We start from the raw sequence: 19,168 nt of genomic DNA, 5'->3' as shown, positions 1-19,168 counted from the left end.
AATGCCCTGGTGGACGTGGATCTGGTCAAGGCGCTGGCCAGCGACAAGCGGCTGCTCATCCTTGAGTGGCTGCGCGACCCCGAGCGGCACTTCCGCCCGCAGCGCGACGGCGATCTCGTACGTGACGGCGTCTGTTCGCTGTTCATCGCCGAGAAGCTGGGCGTGAGCCAGCCCACCTGCGGAGAGCACCTCAAGGTGCTGGCCAAGGCGGGGCTGATCCGGGGCAGGAAGATCAGGCAATGGGTGTTCTACCAGCGCGACGAGGACCGGATCGCCAAGGTCAAGGAGATGTTGAGCAGTGACTGGTGACTCGGTCGACGCCTACGGACGTCTGATCGCCGATCTCGACGCAGGCGGCGCGCGGTACCGGGTGATCGACCATCCGGCCGAGGGGCGTACGGAGTTGGTGAGCGCCCTGCGGGGGCACGGGGTCGAGCAGGCGGCCAAGTGCCTGATCGTGATGGTCAAGATCGGCAAGAAGACGACCCGGCACGTGCTGGCCGTCGTACCGGGTGACGCCCGGCTGGATCTGCAGGCGGTCAAGGGGCTGCTGGAGGGCACGTACGTGGCCTTCGCCGACAAGGACAGGGCCGAGGAGCTGGCGGGGAGCGTCAGCGGGACGGTGTTGCCGTTCAGCTACGATCCCCGCCTTGAGCTCGTGGTCGATCCTTCGCTGCTGGAGCTGCCGGAGATCTACTTCAACGCCGCGCGGCTCGACCGTTCGCTGGCGTTGGCCACCGACGACTACGTACGGCTCGCCGCGCCGCGCGTGGCCGGGATCGCGGCCCCGGCGACCGTGCCGAGCGCCGGGTAGGCGCGAGGGCGGGCGTCGACATCCAGAAGCACTCAGGTGCAGGTCGGCGTCGGTGGGGTGTTGGCGGTGGTCCAGGAGGACAGGAAGCCGAAGGTGGTCGTCGCGCCGGGGGCGAGGGCGCCGTTCCAGGTCTCGTTCCGCACCGACACCGACGAGCCCGTCTGGGTGAGCAGGCCGCCCCAGAGCTGGGTGATCCGCTGACCGTCCGCGAACGTCCAGCCGACGTTCCAGCCGGTCGTGGGGGAGGCGTCGGTGTTCTTGACGGTGACCTCGCCCTGGAAGCCGCCCTGCCACTGGCCGACGGTCTTGACGACCGCCGTGCAACCAGCACCTCCGGAGGGCGTGGGGCTGGGCGTGGTGACGGACATGGCGGCGGTCAGGGCCGGATACCAGGCGTCGGACATCTTCTGGTCGCCGGAGGCGTTCGGGTGCACGCCGTCGTAGGTGTCCGTGCTCGTGCTGAAGCCCGTCCACTGGTCCACGACCGTGACGGGGGACTGCTGGGTGGTCGTGGCGGCGGCCCAGGCGGGGATGGCGTTGTCGAAGGCCACGACCCGCTGGGCACATTCGGAGCAGGTGGGCGGGTTCATCGGGATGATCTTGGCGACGAGGATCCTCATGGCGGGGTTGCTCGCCCGCATCTGGTTCACCAGCGTGGTGAACGCGCCCAGGATCGTCGCCGGGGCGATGTTGCTCCACACGTCGTTGGTGCCGAGGTGCATGACGACGATGTCGGGCCTGGTGGCGGCGGGCCAGCCGGGCAGCAGGCCCTGGTTCGCGATGTTGGTGGCCAGGTAGCCGCCGTGGCCCTCGTTGTCGCCGTCGTGGGCGACGCCGCAGCCCTGCGGGGGCAGGGTGCCGACGAAGTCGACGCCGGTGTAGCCGGTGCTCTGGAGCTTGTTCCACAGCAGGGCCCGCCAGCAGCCGGGGGATCCGGTGATCGAGTCGCCCAGCGGCATGATCCGGACGGCCGCCGCGCCGGCCGGGCCGGTGGTGAGGAAGAGCACCGTTCCGGCCAGTGCCAGCATCGCCGTGAGTAAGGCGCTGATCCTGCGCATGTGTCCGCTCCCGTCCCGTGGTCTGCGCAGATGGTAGGAGCGGGCGGGGGAACGGGAAAGGCAGGCGTCCCGGCCCAGGGGGGTGACCTGCGGGAACGCCTGCTACGAGGATGTAACTTTCACGATCGCCATCGGACAGGGCGCGTGGTGCAGCATGGCCTGGCTGACCGAGCCCATGATCATGCCCTTCAGCGTGCCGTGGCCGCGCGTGCCGACCACCAGCAGGTCGGCGCCGGACGCCGCCTCGCGCAGCACCTCGACGGGATGGCCGTGCACGACGTCCTCGATCACCTCCACGCTCGGGTGACCTTGCCGGGGTACGAGCAGGTGCAGGCGCAGGGCCTCGCGGGCCTCGCGTTCGGCCTCGGGGTCGGCCGGCTCGAAGCCCGAAGGTCGCGGCCAGGCCCACGCCTGCACCGCGCGCAGCCTGGCGCCGCGCAGTTCGGCCTCGGCGAAGGCGAACTCCAGCGCGCGGCGGCCTCCTTCGGAGCCGTCCACGCCGGCCACGATCTCCCCGCGCGGGACGGCCGGCGGGTCGCGGACCAGGACGACGTCAGTAGGGGCGTGCGCGGCCACCCCGTGGGCGACCGAGCCGAGCAGCAGCCCCCGTACGCCGCCCAGGCCGCGACTGCCGACGACCAGCAGTTCGGCCTCCTCGGCGGTCTTGATGAGCGCGGCGCGGGGATCGCCGGGCACGAGCTCCGTGGTCACCTCGGCGCCCTGCTCGCGGGCCTGCCGCTCGGCGTCCGCGAGTATTTCCCGGGCGCCGTCGCGCATCCACTTGCCCACCTCGGCGTACCGGCCGGGGAGCGGGTGGCAGACCCAGTCGGGCACCACGTGGGCCACGGTCAGCGGAACCCCGCGCAGCACTGCCTCCTTGGCGGCCCAGTCGACCGACAGCAGTCCGGTCGGCGAGCCGTCCACACCTACGACGATCATGGTCAGGCCACGTAACATTCCACTTCGGCCCGGCGATACGCCAGGCCCTGTCTGGTGGACTCTTCGATGCACGCGCGCTCGGTCTTGCTGAGGAGCAGTTCGCCGCAGACCGTCACGCCGGAGTAGGTCCGGCAGTCGAGTGAACGGTTGCGCTTGCCGATACGGTAGTTCTCCCTGACCGCCTGCCTGCACTTGGCGCGCAGGCTCTGAGTGTCGGCGTAGCGGCACTGGGCGGTCAGCGTCTGGTATTGCTGCTTGCTCACTTCCTGCTGCTCGATGCCGTCTCCAGAGGCGGCAGCCGGTCCGATCGTGGTCAGAGCCACGATCGCGGCCACAGCGGCGATCTTCATCATAGTTCCCCTGAAGGGGTCCGTACCGCCAGGGGCGATCGCCAAACCTGGGGCCGGCCGCCATGCCGGCCGCCATGCCGGTCGCGGGACGCTCGGCGCCCGCGTGCAGCGGCATGGCGGTCATCGGGGAATAATTCGCCACATATCGGGCGAGCGTCCCCGGAGGTGGCGGGGTCAGCCGCGAGCCGTCGCCAGCACGTTGAACCAGGTGCGGTGGGTGGCGTTCGACTCGTGCCAGGAGACCTCGAAACCGCACGCGTCCAGCGCCGCGAGCAGGGTGCCTGGGTCGCGGTGCACGAACCAGCGCTCGTACTCGGTCCGGTACGGCACCGGCTCCCACCCCTCGCTCTCCCCCAGGGCGGTGATCAGCCCGAGCACCCCGCCGGGCCGCAGCACCGCGTGCCAGGCGCGCAACGTCGGCTCGGTCTGCTCGGACGGCACGTGCAGGAGGGCGGCGGCGGACCAGATGCCGTCCACGGACGCGGGCGGCAGCGGCGGGTACCGCAGATCGCCCAGAACGGTGGGAACGCCTCGGCCGGCGGCCAGTTTGGCCATGCCGATCGACAGGTCCACGCCGACGGGGGCCAGTCCGCGTTCCTTGAACCAGGCCGCCTCGCGCCCGGGTCCGCACCCGAGGTCCGCGATCCTCGCCCCGGCGGGCAGGGCGGAGGCGAAGCGCTCACGGAAGGCCGCGAACGCGGGAGGGGGGTCGGTGAACCGCTCGTCGTAGTAGCTCGCGATGCGGTCGTAGGTGGCGGTCGTGTGCGCTATGGGATCAGACATCCCCTTGATCCTGCCACGCACGGAGTTATTATCGCGGTTGACCAACGCGGGAGCCCGGTGCGGACCGGGCTGAGAGGACGGCTGACAGCCGCCGACCGCCAGAACCTGCTCCGGATAATGCCGGCGAAGGGAGTTTGCGCGATGAGCGACGCGCGCTTTTCCAAGATCCACATCGGTGACCTTCAGGTGCCCATGCGGGAGGTCAGGCTCACGAACGGCACGTCCGTGCGGCTCTACGACACCTCCGGGCCGTCCCGTACCGACCGGTCGGCATGGGGGTCGCCGGTCACCCAGCTCGGCGCCGCGCGGCGCGGGGTGATCACCAAGGAGATGGAGTTCGTGGCCGTACGGGAGGGAATGACCCCCGAGTTCGTACGGCAGGAGGTCGCGGCCGGCCGGGCGGTGATCCCGGCCAACGTCAACCACCCCGAGTCCGAGCCGATGGCCATCGGCAGGAACTTCCTCGTCAAGATCAACGCCAACATCGGCAACTCCGCCGTCACCTCCTCCGTCGAGGAGGAGGTCGAGAAGATGACCTGGGCCACCCGCTGGGGCGCCGACACCGTCATGGACCTGTCCACCGGGCCGAACATCCACGACACCCGCGAACAGATCATCCGCAACTCGCCCGTGCCCGTCGGAACCGTGCCCATCTACCAGGCGCTGGAGAAGGTGGGCGGGCGTCCCGAGGCGCTGTCGTGGGAGGTGTACCGCGACACCCTGATCGAGCAGTGCGAGCAGGGCGTCGACTACGTGACGGTGCACGCGGGCGTGCGCCTGGCCTATGTGCCGCTGACCGCCCGGCGCAGGACCGGGATCGTCTCGCGCGGCGGCTCGATCATGGCCGCCTGGTGCCTGGCCCACCACCGCGAGAGCTTCCTGTACGAGCACTTCGACGAGATGTGCGCCCTGCTGGCCCGCTACGACGTGACGTTCTCGCTGGGCGACGGGCTGCGCCCGGGGTCGATCTCCGACGCCAATGACGAGGCCCAGTTCGCCGAGCTGCGCACGCTGGGCGAGCTGACCAAGGTCGCGCACGCGTACGACGTGCAGGTCATGATCGAGGGGCCCGGCCACGTGCCGATGCACAAGATCAAGGAGAACGTCGACCTGCAACGCGAGCTCTGCGACGACGTGCCCTTCTACACCCTCGGCCCGCTCGTCACCGACATCGCCCCCGGCTACGACCACATCACCTCAGGCATCGGCGCCGCCATGATCGCCTGGTACGGCACCGCCATGCTCTGCTACGTCACCCCCAAGGAACACCTGGGCCTGCCCAACCGGGACGACGTCAAGACCGGCGTGATCACGTACAAGATCGCGGCGCACGCGGCGGACCTGGCCAAGGGGCACCCGCAGGCCCAGGCGTGGGACGACGCGCTGTCCGACGCCCGGTTCGAGTTCCGCTGGGAGGACCAGTTCGACCTGTCGCTCGACCCGGACACCGCGCGCGCCTTCCACGACGAGACCCTGCCCGCCGCGCCCGCGAAGACCGCGCACTTCTGCTCGATGTGCGGCCCGAAGTTCTGCTCGATGAAGCTCAGCCACGAGGTACGGGCGGGCATGGCCGAGAAGGCGGCCGAGTTCACCCGGCAGGGCGGCTCGATCTACCTGTAGCCGGCCGGCCGGGGAGCCAGCCGGGGAGTCAGCCGGGAAGCGTCTCGCCGCCGATCGGGGCCAGCACCTCACCCGTGTAGTAGGAGGACAGCCGGTCGGCGGCGAAGAACACTTACGAAGGGGCGATCTCGTCGGGGTCGGCGGCCCGCTTCATGGGCACCTGCGCGCCGAACTTCTCCACCTTCTCCGGAGGCATCGTGGCCGGGATCAGCGGCGTCCAGACCGGGCCGGGCGCGACGGCGTTGATCCGGATGCCGCGATCCACCAGGTTCTGGGCCATGGAGTAGGTGAAGGCGTTGATCGCGCCCTTCGTGGCGGCGTAGTCGATGAGGGTCCTGTTGCCGCGCAGGCCGTTGATCGAGGAGGTGTTCACGATCGCGCCGCCCTCCCGCAGGTGCGGCAGCGCGGCCCTGGTGACGCGGTAGTAGCTGTGGATGTTGACCGCGAACGTGTGCTCCCACTGCTCGTCGGACAACTCCTCCAGCGAGTCCACCGGCGCCTGATAGGCCACGTTGTTGACCAGGACGTCCAGGCCGCCCAGCTCGGACACCGCCTGCTCCACGACCGCCGCGCAGTGGTCGCGGTCACCCAGGTCGCCGGGCAGCAGCACGCAGCGCCGGCCCTCGCGCTCGACCAGGCCGCGGGTGTGGTTGGCGTCGTCGTGCTCGTCGAGGTAGGCGACGGCCACGTCCGCCCCCTCCTTGGCGAACGCGACCGCCACCGCCCGGCCGATGCCCGAGTCGCCGCCGGTGATCAGCGCCCGTTTGCCGGCCAGCAGGTCACGGCCCTCGTAACCGCGCATCTCGTCGCGCGGCTCCGGCGACATCTCGCCCGTGCGGCCCGGGTACGGCTGGTTCTGCGGCGGTGGCGTTTCCGGCATGTCCGGCGATCTTCCCCGGGCGCGGTATGGATAACGTCACGTTCTGCCCACTTTGCGTACGCGCCCTTCCGGGGCGGAGGGTTGCGCCGATCAGTCCTTGCGGAAGGTCTGCACCTCCTTCCAGACCCGTTTGTGCTCGACCAGCCGGGTGTCGTAGACCTTCTTGCCGGCCTCCTCGGCGTACTCGGCCAGTTCGTCGCGCTTGGCGCGTTTGAGGAAGTCGGCCTGCTCCTTGAGCCGGGCGCGGACGGTCTCGACGGCGGTGGCCAGCGTGTCGTCGTCCTCCCAGCGTTCCAGCTCCGTGGCGAGCAGGTCCCGTTCGGCCAGCAGCTTGCCGGCGAGGGACTTGGGATCCGTGGTCAGCTCGTCCCGCTTGTGGTCGGCGGCCAGCTTCATCGCCGTCTTGTCGAACGTGATGTCCAGCCCGCCGTCCTTCTTCTCCGCGTGGCCGCCGCGGTCGCCCTCGTTGACCGTCGCGAACGGCATCAGGTTGCGGAACGACAGGTACGCCATGGCGGCCGTGGAGGCGTCGGGGGCGTTCAGCACCGAGGCGGCCTCGTCGAACAGGCCGGCGAGCTGGCGTCCCTCGATCTGCTCGGCGGGCAGCAGCGCGGCCAGCTCCATGACCCGCGACTGGAGGTCCTTGCGTACGGCCTCCTTCAGCGCCTTGACCGCCTGGGGGCCGGAGGAGGCGTCCGAGACCAGGTGGTTGGCGTGCTGCGTCTCGATCGCCCAGGCGGTGGTGTGGCAGCCCATCCCGGCGACGCCCGGCGGGGCCGGCGCGCGTCCGTTGATGACCAGCGACTCCTTCAGCGCCGGGTCGAAGTCCACGACCAGGTTCGTGTCGGCGGCCTCCGACGCCCAGGACGTCGTCCTCGGCTCGACGGTGATCGGCGGTAGGCCGGCGAGCGTCCGCGTGATGCTCTCGATCAGCGGCGCGTACTGCTCCGGCTCGGTCCGCTTCGGGAAGAGGTCCATGTACTCCCTGCGCAGCGCCCCTTCGAGCTGCTTGACCATCATCTCGGCGGCGGGCCGGCCGAGCTTGCCGCTCACCGGATCGGGCAGCCCGGCGGCGGTCACCGCGTGCGGGTAGGCGGCGGCCATGACGCGCAGGTGCTTGTACAGCAGGTTGGACAGGACGACGACCGCGTACTCCGGCGCGCCGTCGCCGATCTTCTTCAGGTCCGCGGCGACCTGGCCGGCCTCGGCGAGGATGTGGGCGTTCTTCGCCGAGGCGATCACCTTCCTGGCGGTCTCCGCCCGGCGCGCGGTGTGCGGCTGCTGGAGCCGGGTGCGCGCGTCCTCCGCCTTGGCCTTGAGCGCACCGGCCGCCCGGTGCATGCCCTGGTAGATCCCGGCCGTCTTCTGCACGTCGTCGATCCGCCCGAGCAGCCCGGGGATGTCCTTCAGCGCCTCGACCCGGCCCTTGTTCGTCGCCACGGCCGTCAGCGCCTTGTCCAGCTCGTCGTTGACCTTCTGGAGCTCGGAGTACTGCTCGGCCACGTCGCCGTAGGACTGCGGGTTGAGCGCGTACTCGACGTACGACTCGCGCATCGCCGCGTCGAACGCGAACATCTTCCACAGGGCCGTTCTCATGTCGTTCTGCTCGTACGTGCGGGGTTTGGGGGCGGCCGTGCCCTTGTCGGCGGCCAGCTTCGCCGCCTTGGCCTCGTACGCCAGCAGGGCGCCCCGGTAGGTGCCCTCTCCCGACCCCGTCGAGCCCCTGGCCGAGGCGGCCGGGACGGTGCTGACCGGCAGGTGGTTCAGGAAGTTGAGATGCTGGGCGACCGCGGTGGCCAGCGCCTGGGCCGCCTTGCTCTCGTTCTTCTCGCTCAGGGCTATGGCACACTGCTCGGCGACCAGGCGGGCCGAGTTCTCCAGCGGCTCGATCCGGCCGGCCGCGTCGGTGGCGTCGACCGTCTCCAGGCGCATGAGCAGGTCGCGTGCCGCGCCGTCGGGGTCGCTCACCTGCGCCTGCGCCGTGGCCTGCATCGCCAGCAGCGCCGTGGCCGCCTCCTTGACGGTCTTGCCGTACAGCGAGGCGCGTACCGAGTCCACGACCCCCTGCCACGAGGTCGTGTGGTCGCCCATGCGGTTGCCGAAGGGGGAGGGGGTGCGCTGGAGCCTGCTGATGAGGATCCCGGCGATCTTCTTCGGCCCGGTGCCGCCCCGCAGGTCCACCAGCGGGCGCAGATGCACGACCCCGCCCGCCGGAAGGTCGTGCTTCCGGGCCTGGAACTTGACCGTGCCCCAGATGTCGGTGTGCGGCTTGGAGACGGTGATGGTGGTGGGACGGGGGGCCGTGTCCGAATCCATCTCCATGCTCTGGTGCCTGCCCAGCGTCAGGACCGGCGCGCTCTTGCGCTTCTGCAGGTGGACGACGGGGGTGGTCTCGTCCTCGGGATCGCCCTTGGTCTTCTTACGGGGGGCCGTCTTGCTCCGTCCCGACGACTTCGTACCGATCTGGCTCTTGGTGCGTTTCCGCTTCATCGCCGCCCTTCCCGCGTCACCGTTCAGCTCGATGCTCCTCCCCTCGCCCCTCCGCGGGCAGAGCGGTGACCTCATCCGGACACGAGTTATGTCGCTTGTCGTGTTCTTAGCGGTGGCGCTGCTTCGCTGCCTTCGCGCTGAGCTGTCCCAGAGAGTGCCTCGGCCATGAGGGCGGGAGAGACTACGCCAGTGTGTTTCGTCTGAGTCGCCGCACGTCCATCCGGCCTGTGCTCGACGTCTGTCGAGCATCACTCGCTCGTTACCTCTTTGTTATCGAACTAGCATCTCGGCCTTGGGGGTTGTGTGACGTGGGCAGACATGTCCGAATGTCCGCCTCTGTAGAAGTTCTGGGGTGAAACATGTCTAGTGTTCTATTTGTGCCCAAGTCTCAATCGTCGCTAGAGTGCCAGGCGTAGGCCTGAGGTGTGAGCCGAGCACGGGACGGCCTTTCAACTGGGAATCCGTCCTGAGAGGTCATCGGATATGAACCTCAAGTCCTGGAAGCTCTGGGGCGCTCTTGCTACAGCTGGCATCGGTGTCGCCGTTAACTTCGCCACCGAATGGAAGTACAACCTGCTGGTATGGGCTGCTGTGCTGGTCCTGGTCGTACTAGCGGTGTGGCTTGACTCAATGGCCGAGCAGAGTGGGAAGCTCGGGGCGACTGGCTCCCGAGAACAGCGGAAGCCACCGGTCTTGTGCTGGGAAGAGCGGAACGGAGATGCCCGTAGGACGGTGTCGACGACGAGCGAGAAGGTCGCGACCGAGTTCCTTAAGCGGGTTCCCCCGCCGCTGTAGTTGCCCTGACTCACATCGCGGCTCTAGCCAACCCTAGATACGGAGGTCTCGCCTAATGGCCAAGTCTCGCTTCCAGTACGTTCTTCCAGATCATCACGTTGAGTACGGCGTTGAGGTTGATATCGATACGCTGAAGTTCGATGAAGACGCGCAGCGTGGGCTCAATGTGAAGCGGGCCAAGAGTATTGCTGACGGCCTGATCGTCGATGCCCTTGGTTCCATCGTCGTATCTGAGCGCGCTGATGGCAACCGGTACGTCGTCGACGGCATGCACCGCACCGAAGCTTGCAGGATTCGAGGCCTTCGGACGCTCAAGGCGGAAATTCACTACGGTCTTAACCAGCAGCAGGAGGCGACTCTCTTTCTTATCAAGAATCGAGAGTCCGCGAAGGTCAGCACTCTTGACGAGTACAAGGTCGGCTTAACTGCGGGCGATGCTCTGTGTGTGAGCGTTGACAACGTGCTTAAGAGGCATGCCCTTGGTCTGGGGTCGAGTTCGACGAACAGCGTGGGCGCGGTGTCGGCCGTGCTGCGCATCACCCGGCAATACGGGGCGGAGGTCCTGGACCGCACCCTGAAGGTGGTCGAGGCGGCATGGGGCAGGGACAAAGAGTCCTGGGACGGGGTGATTCTGGGCGGTGTGGCGATGTTCCTTCATCGTCACGGCTCCGGCGTCGATGACAGCGAGCTGGCGAAGAAGATACTCAAGCGGGGCCTGGCGGCGCGCTGGCGCTCGGAGGCGCTGACCCGAGCCTCAAACGGCGGTTACAACAACAGCGGCACTGGATCCCGAGAGAGCCAGTGCTATCAGATGGTCATCGAAAGCTGGAACAAGGGACGAACAGCCGCTAACCGCGTCGGATAGTTAGCGTCAAACGCCGGCACAGCCACACAATGTGAGCGTGCCGGTGAGGGGAAGCCTCTCGTCCTTGCGGCGCGACGTCGCAAGGACGAGAGGCGTGTATCTGGTTTGTGGATGTCGTCTATCTCAAGTCAGGAAAGGTTTCTTTGATAATCTTGAGAAGAGTGGCGGCTTGCTCACGGCTCAATTGGAGCGTTTGACTGACCTTCTTGTGGGATTGTCGATCGTCGGAGCCGTACGTACTCAGCTGTAGAAGTCTGCCATGGGGCGTGTCTACTCCCTGGTAGCCACACTCCACCTCCGTCGGATGCGGCTGGGCGTTCTGATGGGTTTCAAAGAACTCTTTTATCCTGGCCATGAGTGCCTTCTCTCGACGCTTCTAATGGCTAGACCATGGTGGCGAGGCGCGTGACGTCCTCGCATTCTAGGGCTTGCAATGGTCCCTCTGGCGTTTCATGGCTGCCTTTGTCGCGTGCGAACAAGCGGTGATCAGGTGAGTTTGAGCAGGCCCGCGTCCACGACTCTGCGGCCGAAGGGACGGGACAGTTCGGCCAGGCGGTCGCAGCCGGACTCGCCCAAGGCGCCGTACGCGGGCATGGCCAAGGTGTCTGTACGGGTTTCGAGGTGGTGGCGTAGGGAGCGGCCTTCGGAGGTCAGGTCGTTGTCGTCGTTCAGGAGACCGCGGGTGCGCAGGGTCGTCTCGGTGCGGGCCCACTGGTCGGGTGGCCAGGCGCGGCTCATGGTGAGGAACGGCTTCGCGACCTCGCCGCTCGCCGCGTGCAGGACCAGGGCCTCCAGGCCGGTGATGCCTTCCGAGAGGAGGGTCGCCACGTGACCGTCGCCGCGGAACTCGCGCAGGAGGGTCTGGGCGTGCCAGAGCTGGAGGACGGGGTCGTCCGGCCAGGGGAGGGCGGCGTGGGCGGCGAACAGGGGGCGGCCCTGGGGGTGGTCGCGGGCGGCCTCGGCGGCGCGGCGGGCCAGGGCGAGTACGGGGAGGAGGTCCGGGAGTTCGTGCACGGCGGCCCGGCGGAGGGCTTCGGCGGCGGCTTCGAGGCGGGCTTGCAGGACCTGGGCGGGGGTGACCTTGTCCCAGGGGAGGGAGCGGCGTACGAGGTCGGGGTTGAAGTTGTAGAACGTGGCGATGACGAGGTCGGCGGGGGCGGCGCCGAGGGCGGCGGAGCGTGATGTGAAATATCCGGACATGCCGGTGAGGCCCAGGGTCGCGTAGCGGGTGGTGGCCTCGGGGACGAAGTAGATCATTCCGTGGACGGGTTCGAGGCGGCGCCAGGCCTGACGGGCGGCCCGGATGAGGTGCTGGTCCATGGTCGGACGGGCCTTTCACGGGGTCTGTACGTGGTGGGGGGCTATGGGGTGGGGGTCAGGGAGGTGACGAAGGCGGCCATGCCGGCCAGCCATCTGTCCGGGGACTCGGCCTTGCGGCGGACGAACTCGGCCACCTCGGGGTGGGGGAGGATGTGGAAACGTTCGGCGGCCAGGCCGTCGATCACGGCGGTCGCCACGTCGGCGGGGTCGAGGATCGCGCCCGACGCCCCCACGGCCCGCGCGGTCAGGTGGTCCTCCTCGACGCCGCGTTCGAGCATCCCGGTACGCACACCCTGTGGGCACAGGACGCTGACCTTGATCCCCTGCGTGGCGTAGTGGATGGCCACCCATTCGGCGAAGGCGATGGCGGCCGACTTGGTGACGGCGTACGGGGCGTCGCCGGGGCAGCTCACCAGGCCGGCCGCGGAGCAGGTGTTCAGCAGGTAGCCGCCGCCGCGTTCGAGCATGCCGGGGATGACGGCACGGGCGGCGTGCACGTGGGCCAGGACGTTGACCGCGTACAGGGAGGTCCATTCCTGGAGGGGGGCGTCGAGGCCGGGGCCGCCGATGATGCCGGCGTTGGAGCAGAACACGTCCACGGGGCCGAAGGGGGTGGGCTCGGCCAGCGCGGTCACGTCGGACTCGACGGACACGTCCGCGCGTACGGCCACGGCCCGTTCGCCGATCTCGGCGGCCACGGCCCGCGCGCCGGCCTCGTCGAGGTCGGCCAGCACGATCCCGGCGGCGCCCTCGGCGGCGAAGCGCAGCGCCATCGCCCGTCCGATGCCGCCGGCCGCGCCCGTGACGACGATGACCTTGTCCCGTACCCTCATGAGCCCTCCTGACCGACCAGCCGGTATCAGAACATCATTCTAGGAGAAGAGGGGTCTGGGAAGGGGGAAGCGCGGATGAGAGGGTCCTCATTTCGGCTTCAGGGTGGTCTCCTCGGGCGGGCGCACGCTCGTACTCATGAAACGTGTGGTGCTCCTTCTCGTAGGGATGACGGCGGCGGGGTTCCTCTCGGTCGGCTGGGTACGGGCGGCCGACGGCGGGCCCGATCTGGGGGAGTCCGTCCTGGTCTCGCCCACGCCGGGGACGTCGCCCGGCGGCGTACGGCCGTTCACGACGCCGGGAACCAAGGCGGAACCCGTGAAGCCACCCTCGCCGAAGCCCGGAGGCGGCGATGATGATGGCGACCACGACCAGCATCGCCGCCTGCCCGGCGGAGACGACGACGATGACGACGACGGCCACGACGGCCACCAAGACGACGACTACGGCGACGACGACGGCGGCGACGATGACGGCGGCGACGATGACGACTGAGCGGGGGGCCGGATGCGGGTGAGCGCCCGTGCCCGGATCGTGGGCTGGATGCTCGCCGTGGTCGGCCTGGCCCTCGCGGTCTCGATCTTCGCGACCTGGACGGTCCTGCTCGCCCGCCTCGACGTCCGGATGAACCTGGAGTTCACCAACGAGGCGGAGAAGCTGCGCCGCTACGCCGCCACCGCCCACGATCCCCATACCGGACGGCCGGTCTCCGACGTGCGGGAACTGCTCACCGGCTACCTGGCGATCAACTCCCCCGACCGCTGGGAGACCTTCTTCAGCATGGTGGACGGCCGGGCCGACCGGATCACCGCCGTCACGCCCCCGGCCCGGCTCGACACGGACGGGGACCTGATCAAGGTCCTGGCCGCGGCCACCGAGCCCGCCTACGGCGACACCGAGAGCGTGGAGGGCACGGTCAGGTACGCGGTCATCCCGGTCAGGGTGGCGGCCGACCCGCGTACGGGCCACTTCGTCGCGGCGGTCTTCTACGACCGGCACCGAGGGGAGATCGTGGACGCGGTCCGCGTGCTCGGGTTGTCGGCGCTGGCCGCGCTGGGGCTGGCGGGGGCGGCGGGATGGTTCGTGGCGGGGCGGGTGCTGGCCCCGGTGCGGCTGGTGAGCCAGACGGCCGAGCAGATCAGCGACTCGGCCGACCTGACCCGCCGGCTCAAGGTGACCGGCGACGACGACGTGGCCGCGCTGGCCGCCACGTTCAACCACATGCTCGACCGTCTGGAACGTTCCTTCGCCGTGCAGCGCACGTTCGTGGACGACGCGGGGCACGAGCTGCGTACCCCCATCACGGTCATCCGGGGGCACCTTGAGCTGATGGGGGACGATCCGGACGAGCGGGCCGAGACGCTGGCCCTGGTCACCGACGAGCTGGACCGCATGAACCGGATCGTGGACGACCTGCTCACCCTGGCCAAGGCCGAGCAGCCCGGATTCCTCGCGGTCGAGGAGGTCGAGCTGGCCGACCTCACCGTGAGCGTGGTCGCCAAGGCGCGGCCGCTGGGCGACCGGCGGTGGCGGGTCGACCAGGTGGCCGAGGCGCGCGTCCAGGCCGACCGGCAGCGGCTCACACAGGCGCTCATGCAGCTCGTCGTGAACGCCGTGCGGCACACCATGGACGACGACCTCATCGCGGTCGGGTCGGCCCTGCGGGACGGCCGGGCCGAGTTGTGGGTGCGCGACAGCGGGCCGGGCGTCGCGCCCGCCGACCGGGAGCGCATCTTCCGGCGGTTCGTGAGGGGCTCGGGACGTACGGGCGCGCATGACGGGGCAGGGCTGGGGCTGGCGATCGTACGGTCGATCGCCGAAGCGCACGGAGGCGGTGTGAGAGTGGCGGACGTCCCGGCGGGGGGCGCTTGTTTCGTGATGACGTTGCCCTTGGCCAGGACATGAACCGGATCCTGATCGCCGAGGACGAGAGCAGGATCGCGGCGTTCCTGGAGAAGGGCCTGCGCGGCAACGGCTTCGTGACGGCCGTGGTGACGGACGGCGTCGCGGCCTACGACCTGGCCAGTTCGGGCGGGTTCGACCTGTTATTGCTGGACATCGGGTTGCCGCTCAGTGACGGGTTCACCGTGCTGCGGCGGCTGCGGGAGTCGAAGGTCGCCATCCCGGTGATCATCCTGACCGCCCGGGGCGGGGTGACCGACACGGTCGCGGGCCTCGAAGGGGGCGCCGACGACTACATCGCCAAGCCTTTCGCCTTCGAGGAGCTGCTGGCTCGGGTCAGGCTGCGGCTGCGGGCCGACCGCGCGCCCGAGGCCACCGTCCTGCACGTCGGGGACCTGTCGCTCGACCTGCGGACGCGGCGGGCGCACGCGGGGGACCGGGTGGTGGACCTGTCCACCAGGGAGTTCGCGCTGGCGGAGATCTTCTGCCGGCATCCTGACCAGGTGCTGACCCGCGAGCAGCTCCTCAGCCACGTCTGGGGCTTCGACTTCGACCCCGGCTCGAACGTCGTGGACGTCTACGTCCGCTACCTGCGCAGGAAGATCGGCCCCGACCGCATCGAGACCGTACGCGGCACGGGCTACCGGATGAGAGCCGCCTCACCCGAGGCTAACGGCTCCCTCACCGGGGAACCGCAGGCTGGTGGACATGAGAACAAGGGATGACGAACCGTGACGGCCGGACTGGCGATGGACCTGACGGCGATCGGCGTCCTCGCCTACGGCCTGTACTACCGGCGGCATCACCGGCGCGACCTGCTGTTCGCCTACGTGGCGCTGAACGTGGGCATCTTCGCGGTCGTCTCCCTGCTGCTGGTCCAGCGGGTGGACCTGGCGGTCGGGTTCGGGCTGTTCGGGGTGTTGTCGATCATCCGGCTGCGGTCCAGCGAGATCACCCAGCAGGAGATCGCGTACTACTTCGTCGCGATCGTCCTCGGGCTGGTGAACGGCATCGCCTCCGAGCTCCCGCTGACCGCGCTGTTCCTGGACGGCGTGCTGCTGGCCATCGTGTACGTCGCCGACCATCCGCGCCTGCTCGGCCGTACCAGGCAGCAGGTCGTGACGCTGGACGTCGTGCACAGCGACCCCGAGCTGCTCAGGGCCGACCTGGAGAGCCGGCTGCGGGCCCGCGTCCTGCACTGCGTCGTCACCCAGGTGGACTACGTGCGGGACGTGACCGTCGTGGACGTGCGCTTCCAGATCGCCGAGGTGGCCCGGTGAGCGACGCGGACGTGCTGATGGCCGGGGTCGCGGCCGGGTTGCCGCCGCTCGGGCTGGACGACGTGCCCGAGCTGATGAGCCGGATGGACCACAAGTACGTGGTCGGCGTCACGACCATGGCCAGGCTCGCGGCCGAGCTGGGCGACCGGTTCTCGGTGTTGCGCATCGGGACGTTGCGCCAGTTCCGCTACACCTCGACCTACTTCGACACGCCCGACCTGCTGACCTTCCGCCAGCATCGGCAGGAACGGCGGCGCAGGTTCAAGGTGCGCACCCGTACGTACCTGGACGGGGGCGGGCGATGGCTGGAGCTGAAGCTCAACGGCACACGCGGCAGCACCGACAAACACCGCATCCCGTACGACGCCGCCCCGGCCGGCGAGCTGACTGCGGAGGCCATGCGGTTCGTCGGCGAGACGCTGGTCAACGAGCTGGGCATGGCCGCGCCCGAGACGCTGGGGCCCGTGTTGTCCACCGACTACCGGCGGGTCACGCTCATCGACCGGGCCGGGAATGCCCGGCTCACCTGCGACACCGGCCTGTTCTGCCACGACGGCGAGCGGGGTGTGCCCGCCCGCCGCGACCGGGTGCTGCTGGAGTCGAAGTCGGCCGACGGGCGGGCGGTGGTGGACCGGGTGCTGCGCGGGCTGGGGGTGCGGCCGGTCAGCGTGAGCAAGTACTGCGTGGCGGTGGCCGTGCTCCGGGGTGTCCCGGCCAACCGCTGGCAGCCCGTCATGCGTGGATATTTCCGGCTATAGCGGGAGGCCGCCCGTCGCCGCGCTCGTCGACCCCGTCGCCTGGTACGCCGCGATCGTGCGCTCGGCGATGCGCATCTGGTGGATCTCGTCGGCGCCGTCGGCGAAGCGGGCCCAACGGGCGTGCTGGAACATGCTCGCCAGCGGCGTGTCCGTGGAGTAGCCGAGGGCCCCGTGCACCTGGATCGCCCGGTCCACGATCCGGTTGAGGCTGCCCGCCACGAAGTGTTTGGCCATCGACACCTCCGTACGGAAGTCCTCGCCCTTGTCGATCTTCGAGGCGGCGTGCAGCACCATCAGCTTGCACTGGTACAGCTCCATGGCCGAGTCGGCGATCAGCCACTGCACACCCTGCTTCTCGGCCAGCAGTGACCCGTGGCTGTAGCGGTTGAGCGCCCGGTCCACCATCATGTCCAGCGCCGTCTCGGCCTGCGAGATCCACCGCATGCAGTGGGCCAGCCGCGCCGGGCCCAGCCGGTACTGGCCCAGCCGGTGGCCGTTGCCCCGCCCGCCCAGGACCGCGCTGTCGGGCAGCCGGAGGTCCTCGATCACGATCTCGCTGTGGCCGGTCGAGCCGTGCATGGTCTCGACCTCGCGCACGTCCTTCCAGCCCGGGTTGGGCAGGTCCACGAGGAAGGCCGTGTTCGCGCCGCGCGAGCCCTCGGGCACGTCCTTCTCGGTACGCGCGATGAGGATGGCGAAACTCGCTCGGCGGGCGTTGGAGATGAACCACTTGTGCCCGTTGATCACCCACTCGTCGCCGTCCTTGACCGCCTCGGTGCGGATCAGGGTGGGGTCGGAGCCGGCCACCTCGGGCTCGGTCATCGCGAAGCACGACATCTTCGTGCCGTCCAGCAGCGGGCGCAGGTACTTCTCCTTCTGCTCCGCGTCCGCCCAGTGGAGCAGCGTGTGCATGTTGCCCTCGTCGGGGGCCTGGCAGTTGAGCACCCACGGGCCGATGCGGGTCTTGGCCGCCTCCGACTGCACCATGGCCAGCTCGACGTGGCCGAGGCCCATGCCGCCCCACTCCTTCGGCATGTGCGGCAGCCACAGCCCCTCGGCCTTCGCCCGGCCGCGCAGCTCGAAGATCGTCCGCAGGTAGGCGTCCCGGTCGCCCTCCTCCACGCCGGACATCGCCGGGATCACGGTCTCCTGGATGAAGGACCTGACCCGCCCGCGGATCTCCTCGTGCTCGGGGGCGAGAGTGAAATCGATGGCCATGACTCTCCTTCGGCAATTTCACCGATAGTACTATCGGCGAAAACGCGCACAAGTCCCGTGAGGCAATCGTGACCAGCACACCGCTCAGCAGGAGCGAGGCGAAGGACCTGACCCGGCGCAGGCTGATCAGGGCGGCCCTGTCGATCCTCGACGAGGAGGGCGAGGCCGGCCTGACCACGGGCAAGGTCGCCAAGGCCGCCGGCATCGCCCAGTCGAGCTTCTACGTGCACTTCAAGGACATGCCAGAGCTGCTGCGGGTGCTCGGCGAGGAGGGCGGCGACCGGCTGCGCGGGGCGATGCGGGAGGCGCGGCGCAGGGCCCGCGAGGCGCCCGACGACCTCGAACGCCACCGCGACGCCTTCCGCATCCCGCTGGAGGCGATCTGCCGCCATCCGGAGCTGCTGCGCATCCAGCTGCGCGCGCGGCACGACCCGTCGTCCTCGCTGCGCGACTTCGCCGCCCGTACGGCCGCGATCTACCGCGAGCACCACGCGGCCGACCTGGCCGCGCTCGGCTACACGGCCGACGACGAACGGGACCGCCGCCGCCTGGAGATGATCGCCGAGGGCATCGACGCGGCCACGAACGCCCTGGCCATGGGCCACCTGGAGGGCCGCTACCCCGACCTGGAGGAGTGCGCCGACGTGCTGGTGGCGCTGTCCAGAGGCGCGCTGCGCCTGCTCAGGCACGACTCAGGCGGGACGCCGCAGCGGGGTGAAGGCCCAGGTCATGCGGGGTTCGACGGCCCAGCGGAAGAGCGTGCGCACCCAGGGGGTGCACAACAGGGCGGCGGTGAGGAGGCCCAACAGGAGTGACAGCGGCAGGCCCAGGCCGAGCCGCTCGGCGCCCTTCACCACGAAGCCGTGCAGCAGGTACGCGTACATGGTGGCCGACCCCAGCCCGCTGAACCAGGTGCGCCGGGCCGGGGTCACCGCCAGGAACGCCGCCACCAGCACCGCCCCCGCCGCCAGCAGGCCCAGCCGGATCGCGGTGCCGGTGAGGTCGTCCACGCCGATGGACGCGTTGGAGTGCCGCCACCTGATCCACTCGGTCGGCACCCGATCGTGGGTCAGCAGCGCGGCCGCGAGCCCGAGCCCCAGTACGCAGAACCCGGCCAGCCGCATGTGGGGCCGTCGCAACCACGCGAAGTGCTCGGGCCGCAACATCAGGCCCAGCACGTAGAACGGCAGCAGCGCGAACGTACGGTTCATGGCCAGCTCGCCGGGCAACCGGTCGAGCCCGGTCAGCAGGGAGAGCACGACCGC

19 protein-coding genes, 1 pseudogene and 1 riboswitch are annotated in these 19,168 nt (G+C 69.5%); of the genes and pseudogenes, 11 read left to right on the top strand and 9 right to left on the bottom strand.

All coding sequences use genetic code 11. The annotated features are described in order from the left end of the window. Nucleotides 1-9: 9 nt before the first annotated feature. Nucleotides 10-309, top strand: coding sequence for a helix-turn-helix transcriptional regulator (locus DMB42_RS07435; protein WP_229824239.1), 300 nt, complete (start codon nt 10-12; stop codon nt 307-309). After that, on the top strand, nt 299-814 hold the full coding sequence (locus DMB42_RS07430; RefSeq protein ID WP_221762041.1) for a YbaK/prolyl-tRNA synthetase associated domain-containing protein: 516 nt from the start codon (nt 299-301) through the stop codon (nt 812-814). Before DMB42_RS07435 ends, DMB42_RS07430 begins: the two co-directional genes overlap by 11 nt. Nucleotides 815-846: 32 nt before the next feature. On the opposite strand, the gene DMB42_RS07425 is transcribed toward DMB42_RS07430, so the two are convergent. From DMB42_RS07425 to DMB42_RS07410, 4 genes are all read right to left on the bottom strand, one after another. Further along, complete coding sequence (locus tag DMB42_RS07425) at nt 847-1,872, bottom strand: cellulose binding domain-containing protein (protein WP_125631943.1); 1,026 nt, start codon at nt 1,870-1,872, stop codon at nt 847-849. 102 nt (nt 1,873-1,974) lie between these two features. Further along, nucleotides 1,975-2,811, bottom strand: a complete 837-nt coding sequence (locus tag DMB42_RS07420; protein ID WP_125631942.1) for a universal stress protein — start codon at nt 2,809-2,811, stop codon at nt 1,975-1,977. 2 nt (nt 2,812-2,813) lie between these two features. After that, nucleotides 2,814-3,164, bottom strand: a complete 351-nt coding sequence (locus DMB42_RS07415; protein ID WP_260477546.1) for a hypothetical protein — start codon at nt 3,162-3,164, stop codon at nt 2,814-2,816. 171 nt (nt 3,165-3,335) lie between these two features. Then, nucleotides 3,336-3,944 (bottom strand): class I SAM-dependent methyltransferase, encoded by a 609-nt coding sequence (locus tag DMB42_RS07410; protein WP_125631941.1) that lies wholly within the window; start codon nt 3,942-3,944, stop codon nt 3,336-3,338. 36 nt (nt 3,945-3,980) lie between these two features. Further along, nucleotides 3,981-4,093, top strand: a riboswitch (TPP riboswitch). Between DMB42_RS07410 and thiC the strand changes: the two genes are divergently transcribed. After that, a complete protein-coding gene (gene thiC, locus DMB42_RS07405) occupies nt 4,086-5,564 on the top strand; it encodes a phosphomethylpyrimidine synthase ThiC (protein WP_125631940.1) in 1,479 nt (492 codons plus the stop codon). It overlaps the preceding riboswitch by 8 nt. A 28-nt stretch (nt 5,565-5,592) precedes the next feature. On the opposite strand, the pseudogene DMB42_RS07400 reads toward thiC, so the two are convergent. Together DMB42_RS07400 and DMB42_RS07395 are read right to left on the bottom strand one after the other, a co-directional pair. Further along, a pseudogene (locus tag DMB42_RS07400) lies at nt 5,593-6,444 on the bottom strand (SDR family oxidoreductase). Between the two features lie 90 nt (nt 6,445-6,534). Further along, nucleotides 6,535-8,934 carry a hypothetical protein gene (locus DMB42_RS07395; protein WP_125631939.1) on the bottom strand — a complete coding sequence of 800 codons (2,400 nt, stop codon included), beginning with the start codon at nt 8,932-8,934 and terminating at the stop codon, nt 6,535-6,537. A gap of 483 nt (nt 8,935-9,417) precedes the next feature. Here DMB42_RS07395 and DMB42_RS07390 point away from each other — a divergent pair, with 483 nt between their 5' ends. Both DMB42_RS07390 and DMB42_RS07385 read left to right on the top strand, forming a co-directional pair. Further along, the gene (locus DMB42_RS07390; RefSeq protein WP_125631938.1) at nt 9,418-9,729 is read left to right on the top strand and encodes a hypothetical protein; all 312 of its coding nucleotides are present in this window, start codon (nt 9,418-9,420) and stop codon (nt 9,727-9,729) included. Nucleotides 9,730-9,784: 55 nt separating this feature from the next. Continuing rightward, nucleotides 9,785-10,594, top strand: coding sequence for a DUF6551 family protein (locus DMB42_RS07385; protein ID WP_125631937.1), 810 nt, complete (start codon nt 9,785-9,787; stop codon nt 10,592-10,594). A 486-nt stretch (nt 10,595-11,080) separates the two neighbouring features. On the opposite strand, the gene DMB42_RS07375 is transcribed toward DMB42_RS07385, so the two are convergent. Both DMB42_RS07375 and DMB42_RS07370 read right to left on the bottom strand, forming a co-directional pair. Next, nucleotides 11,081-11,914 (bottom strand): SCO6745 family protein, encoded by an 834-nt coding sequence (locus DMB42_RS07375; RefSeq protein WP_125631935.1) that lies wholly within the window; start codon nt 11,912-11,914, stop codon nt 11,081-11,083. 41 nt (nt 11,915-11,955) lie between these two features. Next, nucleotides 11,956-12,747 carry an SDR family oxidoreductase gene (locus DMB42_RS07370; protein WP_125631934.1) on the bottom strand — a complete coding sequence of 264 codons (792 nt, stop codon included), beginning with the start codon at nt 12,745-12,747 and terminating at the stop codon, nt 11,956-11,958. A gap of 136 nt (nt 12,748-12,883) precedes the next feature. Between DMB42_RS07370 and DMB42_RS52995 the strand changes: the two genes are divergently transcribed. Genes DMB42_RS52995 through DMB42_RS07345 form a run of 5 tightly spaced genes read left to right on the top strand, consistent with a single transcriptional unit; the run spans nt 12,884 to nt 16,685 of the window. Further along, nucleotides 12,884-13,240, top strand: coding sequence for a hypothetical protein (locus DMB42_RS52995; protein WP_185844499.1), 357 nt, complete (start codon nt 12,884-12,886; stop codon nt 13,238-13,240). 18 nt (nt 13,241-13,258) lie between these two features. Continuing rightward, the gene (locus DMB42_RS07360; RefSeq protein WP_125631932.1) at nt 13,259-14,650 is read left to right on the top strand and encodes a HAMP domain-containing sensor histidine kinase; all 1,392 of its coding nucleotides are present in this window, start codon (nt 13,259-13,261) and stop codon (nt 14,648-14,650) included. Beyond that, nucleotides 14,647-15,372 (top strand): response regulator transcription factor, encoded by a 726-nt coding sequence (locus DMB42_RS07355; protein WP_125631930.1) that lies wholly within the window; start codon nt 14,647-14,649, stop codon nt 15,370-15,372. Before DMB42_RS07360 ends, DMB42_RS07355 begins: the two co-directional genes overlap by 4 nt. Nucleotides 15,373-15,396: 24 nt before the next feature. Then, nucleotides 15,397-15,927 carry a DUF4956 domain-containing protein gene (locus DMB42_RS07350; protein ID WP_125632679.1) on the top strand — a complete coding sequence of 177 codons (531 nt, stop codon included), beginning with the start codon at nt 15,397-15,399 and terminating at the stop codon, nt 15,925-15,927. Continuing rightward, nucleotides 15,924-16,685 (top strand): polyphosphate polymerase domain-containing protein, encoded by a 762-nt coding sequence (locus tag DMB42_RS07345; RefSeq protein ID WP_260477545.1) that lies wholly within the window; start codon nt 15,924-15,926, stop codon nt 16,683-16,685. Before DMB42_RS07350 ends, DMB42_RS07345 begins: the two co-directional genes overlap by 4 nt. On the opposite strand, the gene DMB42_RS07340 is transcribed toward DMB42_RS07345, so the two are convergent. Beyond that, on the bottom strand, nt 16,680-17,903 hold the full coding sequence (locus DMB42_RS07340; protein WP_125631929.1) for an acyl-CoA dehydrogenase family protein: 1,224 nt from the start codon (nt 17,901-17,903) through the stop codon (nt 16,680-16,682). The genes DMB42_RS07345 and DMB42_RS07340 overlap by 6 nt on opposite strands. A 68-nt stretch (nt 17,904-17,971) precedes the next feature. Between DMB42_RS07340 and DMB42_RS07335 the strand changes: the two genes are divergently transcribed. Then, nucleotides 17,972-18,718, top strand: a complete 747-nt coding sequence (locus DMB42_RS07335) for a TetR family transcriptional regulator (protein ID WP_125631927.1) — start codon at nt 17,972-17,974, stop codon at nt 18,716-18,718. The last annotated feature ends 450 nt before the right edge of the window (nt 18,719-19,168 follow it).

It is taken from the genome of Nonomuraea sp. WAC 01424, from assembly GCF_003947315.1.
GTDB lineage: Bacteria > Actinomycetota > Actinomycetes > Streptosporangiales > Streptosporangiaceae > Nonomuraea > Nonomuraea spiralis.
This window is presented reverse-complemented; position numbering and strand designations above follow the sequence as displayed.